We start from the raw sequence: 16,654 nt of genomic DNA on the forward strand, positions 1-16,654 counted from the left end.
TTAAATATGATAACTTTAGGGGAACGGCCAAGGATGAAACGCGAGGCCCAAAGTTCCAGGTCCGACATGGGTTGCAATGACTGGCCCAGCCTCGAATAATCGAATTTCATGTTCTGGAAAACGGGTCTGAAGTTCGTTTAGCAGAATTGCTCCTTCTTTAGGCACATTAACGTGAATAACACAAATACGGTACCGTTTTCCGTTAGATAATGTCTTGATTAATTCATCTAGTACACGTTGCCAAGCCCTTGTACTAGAACGCACTTTATCAAAAACGTCAATTACTGCTTTCTGATTAAAGTAAAGGATTGGTTTTATTTGCAACAAGGTACCAACTAAAGCTGCCGCCCCTCCAATTCGACCGCCTTTACGCAGGTTTTCAAGGGTATTGACAATAAAATAAAGTTCGGTATGTTGCCTGAGAATTTGAAGATTATGCAAAATTTCTGATACGATGAGCCCTTGCTCTACCCATTCTGCCGCAGCCCAAGCTAGTACACCAAGTCCCGCAGCAGCGGACCTAGAATCAAAGAGATGAATATTGGGGTTAGAAGCTAAGTCAATTGCCATATGAGCTGAACGTAATGTGCCACTAATAGCTGCTGAGAGATGAATACTGACAATCTCCTCAACCCCTTCAGAAAATAAGGATTCATACGTTTGGAGAAATGCACCGACAGACGGTTGTGAGGTTGTGGACAAACCCGAAATATGACTCAATTTTTCAAATAAGATATCATTAGATAATTCTGGTTCGGGAAATGTTTCATCTCCGATGGTAACGTTGAGGGGTACAACGCGAATCTGTAGTTTTTCTAAAATATCATGGGTTAAATATCCTGTAGAATCCATAACGATCCCTATTTTTCTCAAATTATTTCTCTCCTCTTAATATTGAACACCTCAAACTATTTGTATGTTATAGGATCGTATAGAGTATATCCTAAACTTCTCAGTTATGGAATAACTGAGCTTTTGCACTTTAATTTTTGAGCATATCTTCATAAACCATAGACTTGGAATACGAGATAAGAATTTTGAAGTTTTGCAAAGATATTCGGAAACACTTACGAATGTGTATTCTGTTTATGCTTGCTTAGGATTAATCTTAATCTAGTATAGTCAGTATACCATATATATGAAATATTTACATATTTTAGTGTTTAATCTTTTATTAATAATACTATGTTCATCTTTCTTCTAGTATGTTGTTTTATGACGGTGACAGGGACGGAGTTGGTAGAAACTGAAAAGTAGAGGTTGACAGGATTACGGCGGTTTGTTATTATAATAAACGTTCTAATAAACGGGGCGTGGCGCAGTTTGGTAGCGCGCTTGGTTCGGGACCAAGAGGCCGTGGGTTCGAATCCCGTCGCCCCGACCACTGAAATCAAAGGGTTTCCTTAATGGAAACCCTTTATTTTTTGTCTGTTTGACCCTCTTTTGTTCCACTTGTATTATTTTAAGTTTTAAACTTAAAGATGGCAAGTGCTCATCCTTAGTTTCGATATAATATAGAGTTATACATTTAATTTTATGCCATTTTCCTTTAACCACTTTCGCCTCTCTTTATAATCTGGAATCAGACTTTTTACCTGTTGCCAAAATTCCTTAGAGTGATTCATTTGAATAAGATGGCATAGTTCGTGCACAACCACGTAGTCAACAATATATGTCGGGGCCATTACTAGTTTCCAATTGAAATTTAGATTTCCTTTATTTGAGCAGCTTCCCCACCTGGTTTTCTGGTTCTTAAACCTTACCGTCTTTATATTTACTCTAATTCTGTTGTTGAATAGTTCCAGTCGCTCTTCGATTACTCTCTTAGCTTTGCTTATATACCATTGTTCTAGCTCACTTCTTATTGCTTCTCGTCTTTTTTCCAAAGGTATATCTTTATTTATATATACGAGGAATTGACTATCTGTTAAATTAATGGTAACGAATGCACCCTCAGCTTCTATTACCTTAAGTGGATAATCTTTACCCATAAACAAGAGCGTTTCGCCACTAACAAGCTCCCGTACTGGCCTTATCTGCGCAAGCCGTTGGCGATAACTCTCAAATTTATTTAATATCCATTCTCGCTTTTTCTCCACAAGGGGGATAATTTCACTATCGTCCATTGAAACAGGTGCCACTACCTGTACTCCATCAACGCCAACTGATATATTAACATTTTTAGCTCTAAAGCTTTTTTTAATTGAATAGGAAATTACAGTAGAGCCTATTTTAAGGTTTTGCATATCGTCATTCCTTATCGAGCCATTTATACTAAATAATACTATGGTAAAACATAGTTTTACAAGAATTCATTTTGACCTATAGCTATTTTAAAGAATCAATAACTCGTCCCATGTCGGCTGGAAACGGCGCATTCACTGTGACCACTTGCGCCGTTCGGGGATGCCTAAAGCAAAGCATCGAAGCATGCAGTGCCTGTCTTCCAATAATGGAGGAGCGCCTTCCATACATACCGTCCCCTAATATTGCATGACCGATATGCGCTAGATGAACTCGAATCTGATGAGTCCTTCCGGTTGTTAACGAGAGTTCTAACAGTGATGCATCTGATAAAGTTTGAATGGTACGGTAATAAGTTATGGCTTGATCTCCGTCTGGCCGGGTCATACGTCGGTTAGGTTTATTAGGGCAATGACCGATAGGCGCATCAATGACACCCTTCTGCTTGAGTATACCTTGCACAATCGCTAGATAGGTCCGTTTAAAGGCACCACTCTGCAGTTGTCGCTCCATCTCTGTTTGTGTGTGAGCATCTTTGGCAAAAGCCACGCAGCCAGAAGTATCCCGATCTAATCGGTGTAGCGGCCTAATCGTAATCAAAACTCTCTTCGTCTGAAAATAATGAGCCAAAAAATTGGCTAATGTTCCCCCATCAGTCTGTCCAGCAGGGTGAACAAGCTGCCCTGCCGCTTTATCCAATACAATAATCTGAGCGTCCTCGTATAGTACATTGATTTCTCCCTCTTCAGGTCTAACCCCATAAGCTTGATCCGTTAGAACTAAAACTTGGAGAATGTCACCGGCTTTCACCTTTTTTTGTAGGAAAACCTTGCGGCCTTTGAGTAAAATTCCATTAGCCCGTGTTAACTTTTGAATCCTACGTCCGGGGCACTGGACTATTTGCTTGAGATAGGTTTCAACTGTCAAGCCCTCATGTTCAGCGGCCACAGTATAATTATCATAGGTCTTCACTTTTAAGTTCCTTTCTTAATTGGACTTAGATGGATTCCATGATATCACGGATCATTCTCCGATGCATATTGAATACTAGAACTGTCACAAATCTTTTGCTTGGCTGTAAAAGAAAGCTCAAATATTGATTTTAACCTTAAACAAATGATAAAATATTTAATTGTTGAGTAAAATAAAGACTATAAGGAGTCCTATGTAATGTTAAAAGGTCAGAAAACATGGATTCGGCCCATTGAAGAAGATGATATTGACCTTTTATACCAATGGTATAATGATCAAGAGGTTAATTTATGGTCTAGTGGGGCCTGGCCCTTAAATACACTTCAGAGCAAAGATCAAATTGCGGAGAAGTTTCTCGATGGGGCACCAGACACTTACCGATATGCTATTTTAGATGAAAAAAAACTGCTTATCGGAACAACTGGCTTTAAGGAAGTTAATATCCCTGGTCGGTCCGCTACTCTCTATGTGGTTATTGGGAATAAGACCTATTGGGGTAATGGCTACGGCTCAGATGCATTAATCACTTTTGTACGCTTTCTTTTTACTCAATGGAACTTCCACCGGATTTCGCTGGATACCTGGGATGAAAATATCCGAGCCATTAAAGCGTACGAAAAAGTGGGATTTCAAATTGAAGGACGTCAGCGTGAAGCACGTTTTGTGTTAGGAACCTATCACGATGCAATTCTCATGGGTTTATTGCGTGAGGAGTTTTTTGCTCTACATGGCAAATTATAGGGTTGCAAAAATTAACAACCTAGAGTAAACTGATAATAATTTCAAATACCGTAATACTCCTCTGGGGTTGGGTGTAATTCCCTACCGGCGGTAAAGCCCGCGAGCCTTATGGCAGACCCGGTGACATTCCGGGGCCGACAGTAAAGTCTGGATGAGAAGAGGAACAGCTAAGATTAAGCGTTTTCGCGCTTTATTTGAGTTGTGACTTTGTGACCCAACACCTGGAGAAAGATTCAGGTGTTTTTTATTACCTATTTTTATGATTTTTGGAGACACTAAGTCCTAAAATAAGAAAGGGTTTTTGTATGAATGCATCAAGTCCTTCTGCTCCTGAAGATGAAAAGTTTATGAGAAGAGCACTTGAATTAGCGGTCCAGGCAATAGGTAGAACCAGCCCAAATCCTCTCGTGGGGTGTGTTATCGTTAAGGATAATCAGGTCGTCGGAGAAGGATATCACCTTAAGGCTGGAACTCCTCACGCGGAAGTTCATGCTCTGGCAGCTGCTGGTGATCAAGCACATGGTGCTACGGTTTATGTGACCTTGGAACCATGTTCACATTTTGGACGAACTCCGCCCTGTGCTGACGCGCTGATCCGTGCCGGAGTCAAACGAGTTGTCGTGGCTATGAACGATCCGAATCCACTTGTCTCAGGTCGCGGAATAGACCGTTTACGTGAAGCTGGAATTAAAGTAGACGTAGGTCTTTTGTTCCAAAAAGCCTTGACCATAAATGAAGTTTTTATTAAAGTGATCACTTCAGGCTTGCCTTTTGTAGTATATAAAACTGCGATGACTTTAGATGGCAAAATTGCCACTGAGACGGGGGATTCACGGTGGGTTAGTCAAGAAAAATCCCGCCAATATGTCCATCAACTAAGAGATCGCTACGATGTCATCATGGCGGGAAGCGAAACGGTTATCCAGGATAACCCTGCTCTAACCTGCCGGATTCCTGATGGAAGAGACCCTGTTCGACTGATTGTCGATGGACAATTGCGTATCTCAGAAAAAGCTCATGTGCTTTTCGCCTCACAATACAGCCCTTGTATTATTGCGACCTCCCAGGCAGCCTCTGCAGACAAGGTAGCATACCTCAAAAGCCTCGAACAGGTTGAAGTCTGGCAGTATGACACTCCCCGGCATGTCCCCTTGGAGAAACTGTTACGTGACCTCGTTCATCGCGGTTGGACAAGTGTGTTATTAGAGGGAGGCGGCGGACTGGCGGGCGAACTCATTAAAGAAAAGTGTGTTGATAAAGTTGAGTTTTTCATTGCCCCTAAGTTAGTTGGAGGAAACGGTCCTTCCCCCCTCTCGGGCTTACACATCCAACAAATGGCGGATGCCTTAGAACTTTATGACCTCCATGTTGATATGAATTCGGGCGATCTTCATGTTACTGGGTATACGTCAAAACCAGATGCCGGACGTCAGAAGCCAGAGATCAGCAAATGACTTGTCTGATCAGAAAAATTACTTAGGCGAAACTCAAAACTTAGTTGTATGCCTTAGGGAGGGGATATGGGTGTTTACTGGAATTGTTGAAGAACTGGGTATTGTCCGAGGCCTTCGCCTCTTGCCAGAATCAGGGCAGCTTACACTCGAAGGGCAAAAGGTCCTTCATGGAACTCAGATTGGGGATAGCATCGCAGTCAACGGAGTTTGCCTGACAGTCATACGGCAAAGTGATCGAGACTTCACAGTCGATGTGATGGCTGAGACGTTGGAAAAAACAAATCTGACTGAGTTGAAAAGCGGAAATCGTGTCAACCTAGAACGGGCGTTACAGTTGCAAACCCGTTTAGGTGGACATTTGGTCAGCGGGCATGTCGATGGTGTAGGAAACATTCGCCGAATTACACCTTGGGGCATCGCCCAAGTTTACGAGATTTCAGCCTCTCCTACCCTTCTTTCCTTTGTATTGCCAAAAGGGTCGATTGCCATTGACGGTATTTCGTTAACGGTCATAGATGTTGAATCCGATTATTTTACGGTATCTCTGATTCCCCATACATTTAAGGAAACCACACTTGGACTAAAAGGAATTGGTGGAAATGTCAATCTTGAAACAGACCTTATTGGCAAATATGTTGCTCGATTCATGGGTTTAAACACAGCAATTGGTAAGGACAAACAAGATCTTTCTCTAGGTTTCTTGGCTGAACATGGATTTGTCTGATTATTGATACTTAAATAATTTAAAATTAAAGGAGTGAATGACATGTCATTTAACACTATCGAAGAAGCCTTAGAAGATATTCGACAAGGTAAGATGGTTGTTATGGTAGATGATGAAGATCGCGAGAACGAAGGGGATTTAGTCATGGCCGCTGAAATGGCGACCCCTGAAGCGATCAATTTCATGGCAACTTATGGACGAGGATTAATTTGCGTTCCATTGACTACGGAACGGATCCAAGCTTTACAACTTCAACAGATGGTCAATAACAACACCGATCCTCACGGAACTGCCTTTACGGTAAGTGTTGATTCTGTAGAAAGTTCCACCGGGATCTCTGCTTTTGAACGTGCACAGACCGTCAAGGTTCTAGTGAATCCTCACAGTGAGCCGACTGATTTACAGCGTCCTGGGCATATTTTCCCTCTTCAAGCCCGCGAAGGTGGAGTTTTGGTCCGGGCGGGACATACTGAAGGTTCAGTAGATTTGGCTCGTCTTGCTGGTCTTCAGCCCGCAGGCCTGATTTGCGAGATCATGAATGAAGACGGCACAATGGCAAGAGTGCCAGATTTGCAGCTTTTTGTTGCCAAACATAATTTGAAATTAATTACTCTTAAAGATTTAATAAGTTATCGCCGTCAGTCTGAGAAACTCATCGAAAAAGTTGAAAGCATTAATCTTCCGACTGGTTTTGGCGAATTTCGAGCCGTCGGATATTTAAGCATTCTTGATCAAGAAGAACACATAGCGTTGGTTAAAGGAACGGTTGATGATGGTGAACCGGTACTCGTCCGGGTTCACTCGGAATGTCTGACTGGGGACGTTTTCCATTCCCGGCGCTGTGACTGCGGCGACCAACTCAGTGCAGCCTTAGAGGAAATCGAGCATGAAGGACGAGGTGTATTGCTCTATATGCGGCAGGAAGGCCGGGGGATCGGGTTGTTGAATAAGTTAAGGGCCTATAAACTTCAAGAAGAAGGAAAAGACACAGTTGAAGCAAACCTAGCCTTAGGATTTCCCGAAGACTTACGTGATTACGGTGTGGGGGCCCAGATTTTAGCGGATCTTGGAATTTCCAAAGTTCGTTTAATGACCAATAATCCACGCAAAATCGTGGGCCTTGAAGGATATGGCTTGCAAGTAGTAGAGCGTGTTCCTGTCGAAATACCTTCCATACCGGAAAATTCCAAATATCTCTGCACTAAGAAACATAAAATGGGACATTATCTGGCAAAAGTTCGCTAGAATCTTGTTTGCACAATTAATTTATTTAATATTATTTTTTACTTTAGAAAGGATGTTTGAACAATGAAAACTTATGAAGGAAAATTAATGGCCGAAGGGCTAAAGATCGGAATCATAGCTGCGCGTTTTAATGAATTTATCACGAGCAAATTAGTCAGTGGTGCCGTTGACGCCCTCCGCCGACACGGAGCGCTTGAAGACGATATAGAATTGGCCTGGGTCCCAGGTGCCTTTGAAATTCCCCTTGTGGCTCAAAAGATGGCGGATTCTAAGCGCTATGATGCGGTCATTTGCCTTGGTGCTGTTATTCGAGGCGCTACTCCTCATTTTGACCTTGTCAGCAATGAGGTCAGTAAAGGAATTGCCCACGTTGGCTTACAAACTGGGGTTCCTGTAATTTTTGGTGTCATCGCCACTGATAGTATTGAACAAGCTATCGAACGCGCTGGAACTAAGGCTGGAAACAAAGGCTTTGACGCTGCTATGACGGCGATTGAAACTGCAAACTTGCTTAGATCCTTCTAAGGATTATCTTCATCAAATAAATAATAAATTAATTAGAAAGATATGGTTGATTGTCCACAAAATAATCCTTGTCAAAAGGTATAATTTTTATTAGACTCATAGAGGTGACCATTATTTTTGACAAGGAGTTGAGTGCCATGACTTCCGACATTAGCACTATGGATAAAGAAATGGCTATGCTTGAAGCAGCGCGCTCAGGTAATGAAGATGCATTGAATAAGATTATTCAGCACTATGAACCCGAAGTTCGCATGATTGCTTGTAAATACTTTCTGCCCAGGGCAGATTATGAAGACCTGATACAAGAAGGACGAATCGCGATTTATAGAGCGATATTATCTTATGACATAAATCTAGACATCCCTTTCCTCCATTTTTTAAGAATGGTCATTAAGCGCAAGCTTATTGATAGTTTACGTAAGTATACACGCCAAAAACATGTCAATTTAAATGAAGCTTATTCCCTAAACAATTTGATTTCCGAATCAGAGGAGACAAGTTTCTTATCACTTTTACCGAACGCTGAGGACCCTGAATCAATGGTTATCGCTAATGATGAAGCCCGCTCAATGATTAACGATTTAAATAAAGATCTCTCTAGTCTTGAGCGTCTGGTGTTTGAACATTACTTTCTTCAGGGATTCAAACAACATGAAGTGTCTGAGCACTTAGGGCTCCATCCAAAGTCTTTAGACAACGCGATTCAACGAATTCGGCGTAAAACGGTACAATATCGTTCGCGTCAAATGGCTGTTTAATCTACCGATGGTAGCGTAAATAGTTCGGTGGGTTTTATACTTACTAACTACTAAGACTTCCACTTCCAAAGTGGGAGTCTTAGTAGTGGTTATCCCTTGAATGAAGGAGGGTGCTAATGCATTCGTTTTCTTGTTATGTCTTTTCCTGGCGAATGCGCCTTTTAAGATTAAAAAGACATAAACTATCTGTTAGTTTGAGTGTTATATTTCTTTTGGCAGTTTTAATTATTGGTCCCCCAGTCTATCAAGAAAGTTGGCTGGATCCTTTCGGCACGCTCAATGTCCCTAATCGAGAACTTCATCCTCATGCGATAACTAAGCTGGGGATGGTAAATTCCGATGATCCTTTTCACCCCTATTACTACACTAATGAGGGAAAGATCCAAGAATTAATGCACGACCTACAGCGTGCGACTCCCCTCTCCTCATCAGATCAAGCCTTAGTTTCTTTAGAAAATCAAAAGGTACAGTATTTTACCTTACATCGAACACTTTCCCACTATCATCCGGAAGAGGACTATGCGCTACTATATTACCCTAATAAAGGTATTATTCGTTTTAGAGAACAAGCTTTTCGGATTAATGAATCTACAGTTTATACCTTAACTCAAATCACAGGTGATATGACCTCAGGATGGTGGAAATAATAAAGGACCAGGAACAGATTGTTCCCAGTCCTTTAATTAAGCTTAATCGCCAGCTTAGGCGATACCACCGCTTTGGTTAATCAGCTTGCTGACCTTACTATGAGCATTGGTCGCTTCATTAGCTAACCGTAAGTAAATCTGTCTCAGATCACCATGATGTGAACGTGTAGCTAGTGTCATGTATCCCATTGCGGCGCTCGATGCGTCTTTCTCATAGTCATAAAGCATGTCTAAGTCTGAAAACTGACTCATTTCAAAACCCCCTCCCTATTGTAATTCAGCCATACCTTTGTTGAAGTATCCCAATACATCTTCTAAACCTTTAGCTTGTTCTTTAAAAAATCCTTTCACAGCGGTGTCCTGAGCCATTTCGCTGAACATTAGGCATTTTTTCATAGCAGTTTGGGTTTCAATAATACTTCGGGTTAACATTCCTTGATCTAGGATTTTCTTCATTTCCGTTTCATTTAGTTGCACCTTAGATCCCTCCTTTTTATAAACTAGTTTCATATAACATTTTCAGGATGTGTAAAAAGTCCGTAAATTATTCACAACTACAATAAATTTCTAAGCTATAGAAGTTTTTAATGACGGGACAAGTTACCATGAAATGTGCGAATTATATACGAATGCGAAGACGAGTAAAAGGATCGCGAAAAATATAATCCAAAGATGGACATGGGAAGTTTGAAGTGAGGCCGAAACAGATGCATCATGCATTGTTTCGGCCTCTTTGACATTCGCTTCTTCGTTCTCATCCTCATTGTCAATAGGGACAGATAACGATTCTTGGATTAATTGGAGCGCTGCTTCGCGTACATCGGTGGGGACGTAGAGGTCCACTCCAGTTGTTAACCCATAGGCTATTTTCAGGAACGCTCCCGCTTCTGGATATTGTTTGATTGCCGGTATACTATCCTCGTTAAGAAGTCCTATAATAATATCCGCCTCTAGATCCTGGGTGACACCACAAAGATAACTCCAGTTTTCCCCTACCATCCTAACCATCACTCCATTCTTTCGCCATTTGTCCGATGACTAAAATTTTCTGTCATCTGGATACTCCATATTCTTTCCAGCGCCGATCAACAAGCTGTACAGTCGCCTCGTCTGGAATTACTTCCCCTGGATAACCCGGTTTCATCCTTGCATCAATTAGGATCGGACCATGGTATACCAAGCGGTGCAGGCGCAGCTCTGTCCTGGCATAGATATCATAAGCGGGATCAAAACGGGTAAAGACTTGCCAGAGGAAACCGGTTGGATCTAAGGCAAGTGTTAGGTCATCAACCAGAACCGCAAGGGGCCATTCCTGGAACGTATCAGCTTGAAGATCCTGTAGCACATCTTTAGCGAGCTCTGGCGCTTCATCAAACGAGTTCGCCTCTAATAACAGGCATCCTGCACAAAAGGGTTTAATTCCTTTAATGCCGGGCAGAGTACTCCCCTCAATATTACGCGGCAAGTTACGTTTGGTGCTTCCTAACCCAAGCATTATAGCTTTACTGCCGTGATTTAGACGTCTCCCAGTATAGTCCAAAGTGTCCATGGACGTTTCGTTGAGAATTATTAGATCAGATTCCGGTTCAAAACGAGCCAATACAGTTTCCAAAAGAGTTCTAAAGTCTTGCAAATCAAGTTGGGCATCGGTTAAGATCAAAAACTTCGTCAAGGTAAGTTGTCCTTCGCCTAGGATTCGGAAAGCGTGCGCTAAAGCTTCACGATGATAGCTTTCTCGGACGATGGCAGCTGCTAGAGCATGAAAGCCGGTTTCAGCATATGTCCAGAGCGCTTTAACTCCCATCATGACCACAGGAAACATGGGAGACAACAAAGACTGCAAATATTCACCAATAAAATAATCTTCCTGACGAGGTTTTCCTACAACAGTAGCTGGGTAGATCGCATCGCGCCGATGGTAAACAGTATGAACGTTAAAAACCGGAAAATCATGTGTCAGGGAATAATAGCCGTAATGATCTCCAAAAGGCCCTTCTGGTGTACGAACGTGAGCAGGCACGTTACCGCAAATGGCAAACTCTGCTTCTGCAATGAGCGCATGGGGATGAGTTGAAACCTTAACTCGGGGAAGTTTTTCTCCCATTAAGAAAGAGGTGAAAATAAGTTCGGGAAGCATTTCGGGCAGAGGAGCAATAGCGGAAAGAATTAGAGCCGGTGGACCTCCTAAGAAAAGAGTCGTAGGAAGATCCTGTCCCAAACGCTCTGCTTCATAATAGTGAAATCCACCACCTTTATGAATCTGCCAGTGTATGCCCGTGTGATTTTGACTATAGATTTGAATGCGGTACATTCCAAGATTATGTTCTCCTGTCACTGGGTGTTCAGTATAAACTAAAGGTAAGGTAACAAAAGGGCCACCATCTTCTGGCCAACTGGTGAGTACCGGGAGTCGAGTTAAATCCACAGAGCGTTCTTGAATCTCGAGAACTGGGGCGTATTTCTCATGAACGGTGCGCAGGCCGCTTTTAGCCAAGGACATCATCCAGTCCTTTTCCTGCCAAAGTACGGAAGGTTTCGGCGGCAACAAACGATGCAAAGCCGAAACGGCTCGCTTTACTGTTTCTTCTGGTTTGGGTCCGATGGCCAAGTCGACGCGCCGACGAGTTCCAAATAAATTGGTGATAACCGGAAAATCACTTCCTTTAACTCGCTTAAACAAGAGGGCAGGCCCTTCGTCCTCAATAACACGGCGATGAACTTCCGCCAACTCTAGATAAGGATCGACTTCAGCCTCGATTTCGACAATTTGCTTCTCTCTGCGGAGGGTTTCAATAAAATGACGTAAATTTGTGTGCACATTTTCACCTCTGAGTAATGTAGTTAATTTCATGTTAATGGGATTAAGTAAGTAAAAGTAACGTCAATTCTTCAAACTTAATGAAGCCAGGGCGGTTTGAGTGAGAGTATCGCAATGACAGATAATTTCACTCAATTCCTCTGGACGGAGGTGATCTGAGTGGATTCCTGCTGTTACAACCACAGAACAGCGCAGCTCACGGGCTAACGTTTCGGCAACTTTCTGAGCGACATCGACATCTTTATGTCCGGGTACTGGCATGATGTAAGCATCGGTACTCCAACCTTGACCGCTAAGGCTTGGACGAGGAATTGCCAGCACAACTCCACCGACATGGGGCTTTTCTCCTCCTACCAAAAGTCCATTTAACCCATTGCCAGTATCCATCAGGATTAAGGAAATTTGACATCGTCCTTCCCCTTCTTTTCCTTGCCAAATGGGGAGGTAGATCAGTTTATTATCAGACACATCCTTTATCCTCACTTTACATTTTTACATTAGGTGTTTACATTATACATTTAGTCATCTATATTAGCCAAGTTTTTAAAGAAAACTTGGGAAGGCGCCCACGAAGACACTGTCTTCGCACGTATTAGCCTTCTTGCAGACACTGTCTTCGCGCGTGTTAACCTTCTTGTTAGCCTTAGCGAAGGCGACTGCCTAGTTGTGGTGCCGCGTAGCGGCATGGAAGTCTGACTAGTAAAAGAAAACTTGGGCTTATTCGTTGAAAAAAAAGAGAGTGGGAAAATCAAAATCCCAGCTCTCTTTTTACCTAAATGAAATTCTTTGGTCTTAATCTTTTGGAGAAGAAAACAATATAGTCCCCAAATCATCAACATCGACGAGAATTTGTTGTCCTTCCTTAAATTCACCTTGAAGAAGTTTTAGGGCCAAGGGATTCTGCAGACGTTGTTGGATCACCCGCTTGAGCGGCCTTGCTCCATAAACAGGATCATAACCTTCATTCGCCAATTGTACACGGGCCTGCTCTGTTAATTCGAGTGTGAGGTTGCGTTCGCTTAAACGTTCACGCAACAGGCCAAGTTGAATTTCCACGATTTGTCCAATATGCTTACGCTCTAAAGGATGGAAGACAATGACTTCATCTAGGCGGTTAAGGAATTCCGGCCGGAAGTGATGCCGCAGTTCTTCATTAATGGTTGACCGAACTTCTTCTTGGGACGCGCTGCGTCGCGCTAGATCCTGAATGGACGGACTTGCAATATTACTGGTTAAAATAACTACTGTGTTTTTAAAGTTTACAATCCGTCCTTGCCCATCAGTTAATCGGCCATCATCTAAGAGTTGCAAGAGAACATTCGTAACGTCACTATGTGCTTTCTCAATTTCATCGAAAAGGATCACACTGTACGGTTTACGACGGACGACTTCTGTCAGCTGTCCACCCTCTTCGTAGCCTACATAACCTGGAGGTGCTCCAATAAGTCGTGCTACTGTATGCTTTTCCATATACTCCGACATATCGATTCTAACCATAGCTTGTTCATCATCGAAGAGAAATTCCGCCAACGCCCTTGCTAGCTCAGTTTTCCCGACGCCGGTCGGACCTAAGAAGAGAAATGAGCCTAAGGGGCGATTCGGGTCTTGTAAACCAGCTCGGGCCCGGCGTACAGCATCGGCAACAGCGTTAACTGCTTCTTCTTGACCGATAACCCGCTCATGAATACGATCTTCCATGTAGACGAGCTTTTCCATCTCGCTCTCCATGAGTTTTGCAACGGGTACATGAGTCCAAGTTGCCACAATTTCTGCAATATCTTGTTCTATCACTTCTTGTTTTAACAAAGTGTTTTTCTTTGCTTGAAGTTTTTCTTCTGCGGCTTTAAGTTCTTTTTCCAGATTCGGAATAATTCCATACTGCAGTTCGGCTGCTTTATTATAATCTAGTTGCTGTTGCGCTTGCTCCATAAGGTTACGTGAACGATCAACTTCTTCTTTAAGTTGTTGAATTCGGGCCAAGACCTCACGTTCGCCCTGCAGCTGAGCATCCAAGCCGGAACGTTCTTCTTTGAGATTGGCCAACTCTACTTCAATTTTTGTTAAACGATCCTTGCTGGCTTCATCCTTTTCTTTTTTGAGGGCTTCTCGTTCGATTTCTAATTGCATCATCCGTCGTTTAATCTGATCTAATTCATAAGGATCACTGGTTATTTCCATACGCATACGCGCTGCCGCTTCATCAATTAGGTCAATCGCTTTGTCTGGGAGAAAACGGTCACTAATATATCGATCAGATAGTGTCGCGGCGGCAATGATCGCACCGTCCGTGATTCTCACACCATGGTGTGTCTCATAGCGTTCCTTGAGACCACGCAGGATTGAGATGGTATCCTCTACACTGGGTGCTTCAACCATGATCGGTTGAAAACGCCGTTCAAGAGCAGCATCTTTCTCAATATGCTTGCGATATTCTGCGAGCGTCGTTGCTCCGAGCATGCTTAGTTCTCCACGGGCCAGCATTGGCTTAAGCATATTGCTAGCATCCATTGCTCCTTCAGCGGCTCCCGCTCCGACAACAGTGTGTAATTCATCAATAAATAGGATGACATCTTCACGATCCTTGATTTCTTTGAGCACCGCTTTCAAACGTTCCTCAAATTCCCCCCGGTATTTGGCTCCGGCGATCAAGGTTCCCATATCGAGAGCGACGACTTGCTTATTTTTAATTGCATCGGGGACATCTCCACGGACAATCCGTTGAGCCAATCCTTCGACAATAGCTGTTTTCCCGACCCCAGGCTCTCCAATCAGTACAGGATTATTTTTTGTACGTCGGGATAGAGTCTGAATAACCCGGCGAATTTCTTCATCACGGCCAATCACGGGATCAAGTCGGCCACGCCTCGCTTGTTCCACTAGGTTAAGCCCATATTGTTCGAGAGCTGCATAGGTTCCTTCAGGGTTTTGACTAGTGACGCGTTGAGTCCCTCTAACTTCTCGTAAGGCTTGAAGTAATTTTTCCCGAGTCAGTCCAGCTTGTTTTAAGATTTGTTCGACTGGACCCCCAGCTTTCCCCAAGATTGCAAGCAACAAATGTTCGGTGCTTACATACTCATCACCAAACGTGCTCATCTCATCATGGGCCGCTACCAAAACGGACCGTAAGCGCGCCGAAATGGTCAGTTGCACATTTCCGCCGCTGATGCGGGGAAAACGGTTGATCTCTTGTCGAATAGTTTGGATTAGTACGCCAACCGCCATATTTAATTTAGTCAGCACTTGAGGAACAACGCCATCCCCTTGCTCTAAAAGAGAGAGCAAAAGATGTTCTGGCTCAACTTGGCTATTCCCGTTGCGTTCTGCTTTGCTTTGAGAATCTGTGATGGCTTCCTGTGATTTCTGGGTAAAACGATTGGTATCAAAAGACATTATTACTCACTCCTTTTTAAGCTAGGTATGGTCAAACCGAGGTTGTGCTTCGTTTGTTGGCTAAATCACGAAGAGCCGTGATCTCTTGCTCGCTCATACCCTCTGGTAAAACGATCGATAATTCTGCAAAGAGGTCCCCATATTGAAGAGGATGCTCTAAATTTGGCATACCCTTTCCTTTTAAACGAAATCTCTTTCCACTTTGAGAGAGCGGGGGGATTTTAAGCAGGACTTCTCCTCCAAAGGTACGGATACGCGCCTCACCACCTAAAACGGCCTGATAGAAATCAACTGGTAGATCTACCTTCAAGTCATCTCCATCACGGACAAAGCGAGTATGCGGGGCTACTGTAATATTTAAATAGAGATTCCCTCTCGCTCCACCTGAGATCCCTGGCCCACCTTGACCCACAATCCGTACTTTAGAACCAGTCCTTACCCCTTTCGGGATTTTGGCCTCGATTTGTTTTTCTCCGGTACGAATGAGCCGTGTCGTTCCATTATAAGTTTCTTCAAGTGTCACTTGGACCTCTACTTCAAGATCCTGGCCAGAACGGGCACGTCCTTTTACAGAGCCCCCACTGAAACCAGCGCCTTGCCCGCCACCTCCGCCAAAGAGAGTTGAGAAGAAATCAGAATACCCGTCTCCTCCTCCACTAAATCCACCCGCGCCACCAAACATTTCTGCAAAATCTTCTGGGGACATGGTATAGGTTTGATTGCTGCCACCCCTACCACCAGAATTCGTTTGCCAGCGGCCATAATCAAAATCTCCACGTTCTCCACGATTCTGCCATTGTTGGTACTCCGCCCGTAATTCATCGTATTTACGACGTTTTTCAGGATCACTAATCGCTTGATAGGCTTCCATAGACTCTTTAAATTTAGCTTCAGCCGTTTTGTCCCCCGGATTTACATCGGGATGATATTTCTTAGCTAATTTTTGATAGGTCTTTTTTATAGTTTTTTCATCAGCATCTGGTGAAACACCAAGAATTGCATAATAATCTTTAAAATCCATATCTTCACCTCATATTCTGCGCTGGTGGTAAAGTTTTTCTTCACTATGATTCTGCTAGTTTTATCTGAGATTAATTGCAGTATTTTCTCCCCTACAATTAGATTATATTCCCTTT

General features: G+C 43.1%; 17 protein-coding genes, 1 tRNA gene and 1 riboswitch. Of the genes, 8 read left to right on the forward strand and 10 right to left on the reverse strand.

Annotation, left to right across the window (positions count from 1 at the left end):
- Window positions 1–15: 15 nt before the first annotated feature.
- Window positions 16–873, reverse strand: coding sequence for a DegV family protein (locus tag DSBG_RS01950; RefSeq protein ID WP_068962551.1), 858 nt, complete (start codon window positions 871–873; stop codon window positions 16–18).
- Window positions 874–1,307: 434 nt separating this feature from the next.
- On the opposite strand from DSBG_RS01950, the gene DSBG_RS01955 reads away from it, so the two are divergent.
- Window positions 1,308–1,384: transfer RNA gene (locus DSBG_RS01955), tRNA-Pro, on the forward strand.
- Between the two features lie 136 nt (window positions 1,385–1,520).
- On the opposite strand, the gene DSBG_RS01960 is transcribed toward DSBG_RS01955, so the two are convergent.
- Complete coding sequence (locus DSBG_RS01960) at window positions 1,521–2,246, reverse strand: M48 family metallopeptidase (protein WP_068962552.1); 726 nt, start codon at window positions 2,244–2,246, stop codon at window positions 1,521–1,523.
- 82 nt (window positions 2,247–2,328) lie between these two features.
- Entirely contained in the window at window positions 2,329–3,216 is an 888-nt protein-coding gene (locus DSBG_RS01965; protein ID WP_068962553.1) for an RluA family pseudouridine synthase, read from the reverse strand.
- A gap of 198 nt (window positions 3,217–3,414) precedes the next feature.
- On the opposite strand from DSBG_RS01965, the gene DSBG_RS01970 reads away from it, so the two are divergent.
- The 7 genes from DSBG_RS01970 to DSBG_RS02000 all read left to right on the forward strand — a co-directional run bounded on the left by DSBG_RS01970 (window position 3,415) and on the right by DSBG_RS02000 (window position 9,310).
- Complete coding sequence (locus tag DSBG_RS01970; RefSeq protein WP_068962554.1) at window positions 3,415–3,957, forward strand: GNAT family N-acetyltransferase; 543 nt, start codon at window positions 3,415–3,417, stop codon at window positions 3,955–3,957.
- Window positions 3,958–4,010: 53 nt separating this feature from the next.
- Window positions 4,011–4,124, forward strand: a riboswitch (FMN riboswitch).
- 138 nt (window positions 4,125–4,262) lie between these two features.
- A complete protein-coding gene (ribD, locus tag DSBG_RS01975) occupies window positions 4,263–5,411 on the forward strand; it encodes a bifunctional diaminohydroxyphosphoribosylaminopyrimidine deaminase/5-amino-6-(5-phosphoribosylamino)uracil reductase RibD (RefSeq protein ID WP_068962555.1) in 1,149 nt (382 codons plus the stop codon).
- A 70-nt stretch (window positions 5,412–5,481) separates the two neighbouring features.
- Window positions 5,482–6,135, forward strand: a complete 654-nt coding sequence (locus DSBG_RS01980) for a riboflavin synthase (protein ID WP_068962556.1) — start codon at window positions 5,482–5,484, stop codon at window positions 6,133–6,135.
- A gap of 42 nt (window positions 6,136–6,177) precedes the next feature.
- Window positions 6,178–7,380, forward strand: a complete 1,203-nt coding sequence (locus DSBG_RS01985) for a bifunctional 3,4-dihydroxy-2-butanone-4-phosphate synthase/GTP cyclohydrolase II (protein WP_068962557.1) — start codon at window positions 6,178–6,180, stop codon at window positions 7,378–7,380.
- Window positions 7,381–7,443: 63 nt separating this feature from the next.
- On the forward strand, window positions 7,444–7,905 hold the full coding sequence (ribH, locus tag DSBG_RS01990; RefSeq protein WP_068962558.1) for a 6,7-dimethyl-8-ribityllumazine synthase: 462 nt from the start codon (window positions 7,444–7,446) through the stop codon (window positions 7,903–7,905).
- Window positions 7,906–8,042: 137 nt separating this feature from the next.
- Window positions 8,043–8,663: a sigma-70 family RNA polymerase sigma factor gene (locus tag DSBG_RS01995; RefSeq protein WP_068962559.1), complete on the forward strand. Its 621-nt coding sequence runs from the start codon at window positions 8,043–8,045 to the stop codon at window positions 8,661–8,663.
- Between the two features lie 116 nt (window positions 8,664–8,779).
- Window positions 8,780–9,310, forward strand: coding sequence for a hypothetical protein (locus DSBG_RS02000; protein ID WP_068962560.1), 531 nt, complete (start codon window positions 8,780–8,782; stop codon window positions 9,308–9,310).
- 54 nt (window positions 9,311–9,364) lie between these two features.
- Here DSBG_RS02000 and DSBG_RS02005 read toward each other — a convergent pair whose 3' ends face one another.
- From DSBG_RS02005 to DSBG_RS02035, 7 genes are all read right to left on the reverse strand, one after another.
- Complete coding sequence (locus tag DSBG_RS02005) at window positions 9,365–9,562, reverse strand: spore coat protein (RefSeq protein ID WP_068962561.1); 198 nt, start codon at window positions 9,560–9,562, stop codon at window positions 9,365–9,367.
- A 15-nt stretch (window positions 9,563–9,577) separates the two neighbouring features.
- A complete protein-coding gene (locus DSBG_RS02010; RefSeq protein WP_068962562.1) occupies window positions 9,578–9,787 on the reverse strand; it encodes a hypothetical protein in 210 nt (69 codons plus the stop codon).
- A 123-nt stretch (window positions 9,788–9,910) separates the two neighbouring features.
- On the reverse strand, window positions 9,911–10,321 hold the full coding sequence (locus DSBG_RS22250) for a hypothetical protein (RefSeq protein ID WP_141694217.1): 411 nt from the start codon (window positions 10,319–10,321) through the stop codon (window positions 9,911–9,913).
- 40 nt (window positions 10,322–10,361) lie between these two features.
- Window positions 10,362–12,128: a UbiD family decarboxylase gene (locus tag DSBG_RS02020; protein ID WP_068962564.1), complete on the reverse strand. Its 1,767-nt coding sequence runs from the start codon at window positions 12,126–12,128 to the stop codon at window positions 10,362–10,364.
- A 63-nt stretch (window positions 12,129–12,191) separates the two neighbouring features.
- A complete protein-coding gene (gene lpdD / locus DSBG_RS02025) occupies window positions 12,192–12,596 on the reverse strand; it encodes a prenylated flavin chaperone LpdD (protein ID WP_083236685.1) in 405 nt (134 codons plus the stop codon).
- A 324-nt stretch (window positions 12,597–12,920) separates the two neighbouring features.
- Window positions 12,921–15,518: an ATP-dependent chaperone ClpB gene (clpB, locus tag DSBG_RS02030; RefSeq protein ID WP_068962565.1), complete on the reverse strand. Its 2,598-nt coding sequence runs from the start codon at window positions 15,516–15,518 to the stop codon at window positions 12,921–12,923.
- A gap of 31 nt (window positions 15,519–15,549) precedes the next feature.
- Window positions 15,550–16,539: a DnaJ C-terminal domain-containing protein gene (locus tag DSBG_RS02035; RefSeq protein WP_068962566.1), complete on the reverse strand. Its 990-nt coding sequence runs from the start codon at window positions 16,537–16,539 to the stop codon at window positions 15,550–15,552.
- Window positions 16,540–16,654: the final 115 nt, after the last annotated feature.

Source organism: Desulfosporosinus cupriresistens, from assembly GCF_001707885.1.
Taxonomy (GTDB): Bacteria; Bacillota; Desulfitobacteriia; order Desulfitobacteriales; family Desulfitobacteriaceae; genus Desulfosporosinus.

Bases quoted from the DNA above. Each gene is read 5' to 3' on its own strand.
- DSBG_RS01960 (WP_068962552.1), bottom strand. From the start codon at position 2,246: ATGCAAAACCTTAAAATAGGCTCTACTGTAATTTCCTATTCAATTAAA.
- DSBG_RS01970 (WP_068962554.1), top strand. From the start codon at position 3,415: ATGTTAAAAGGTCAGAAAACATGGATTCGGCCCATTGAAGAAGATGAT.
- ribD (WP_068962555.1), top strand. From the start codon at position 4,263: ATGAATGCATCAAGTCCTTCTGCTCCTGAAGATGAAAAGTTTATGAGA.
- DSBG_RS01985 (WP_068962557.1), top strand. From the start codon at position 6,178: ATGTCATTTAACACTATCGAAGAAGCCTTAGAAGATATTCGACAAGGT.
- ribH (WP_068962558.1), top strand. From the start codon at position 7,444: ATGAAAACTTATGAAGGAAAATTAATGGCCGAAGGGCTAAAGATCGGA.
- DSBG_RS01995 (WP_068962559.1), top strand. From the start codon at position 8,043: ATGACTTCCGACATTAGCACTATGGATAAAGAAATGGCTATGCTTGAA.
- DSBG_RS02000 (WP_068962560.1), top strand. From the start codon at position 8,780: ATGCATTCGTTTTCTTGTTATGTCTTTTCCTGGCGAATGCGCCTTTTA.
- DSBG_RS02005 (WP_068962561.1), bottom strand. From the start codon at position 9,562: ATGAGTCAGTTTTCAGACTTAGACATGCTTTATGACTATGAGAAAGAC.
- clpB (WP_068962565.1), bottom strand. From the start codon at position 15,518: ATGTCTTTTGATACCAATCGTTTTACCCAGAAATCACAGGAAGCCATC.
- DSBG_RS02035 (WP_068962566.1), bottom strand. From the start codon at position 16,539: ATGGATTTTAAAGATTATTATGCAATTCTTGGTGTTTCACCAGATGCT.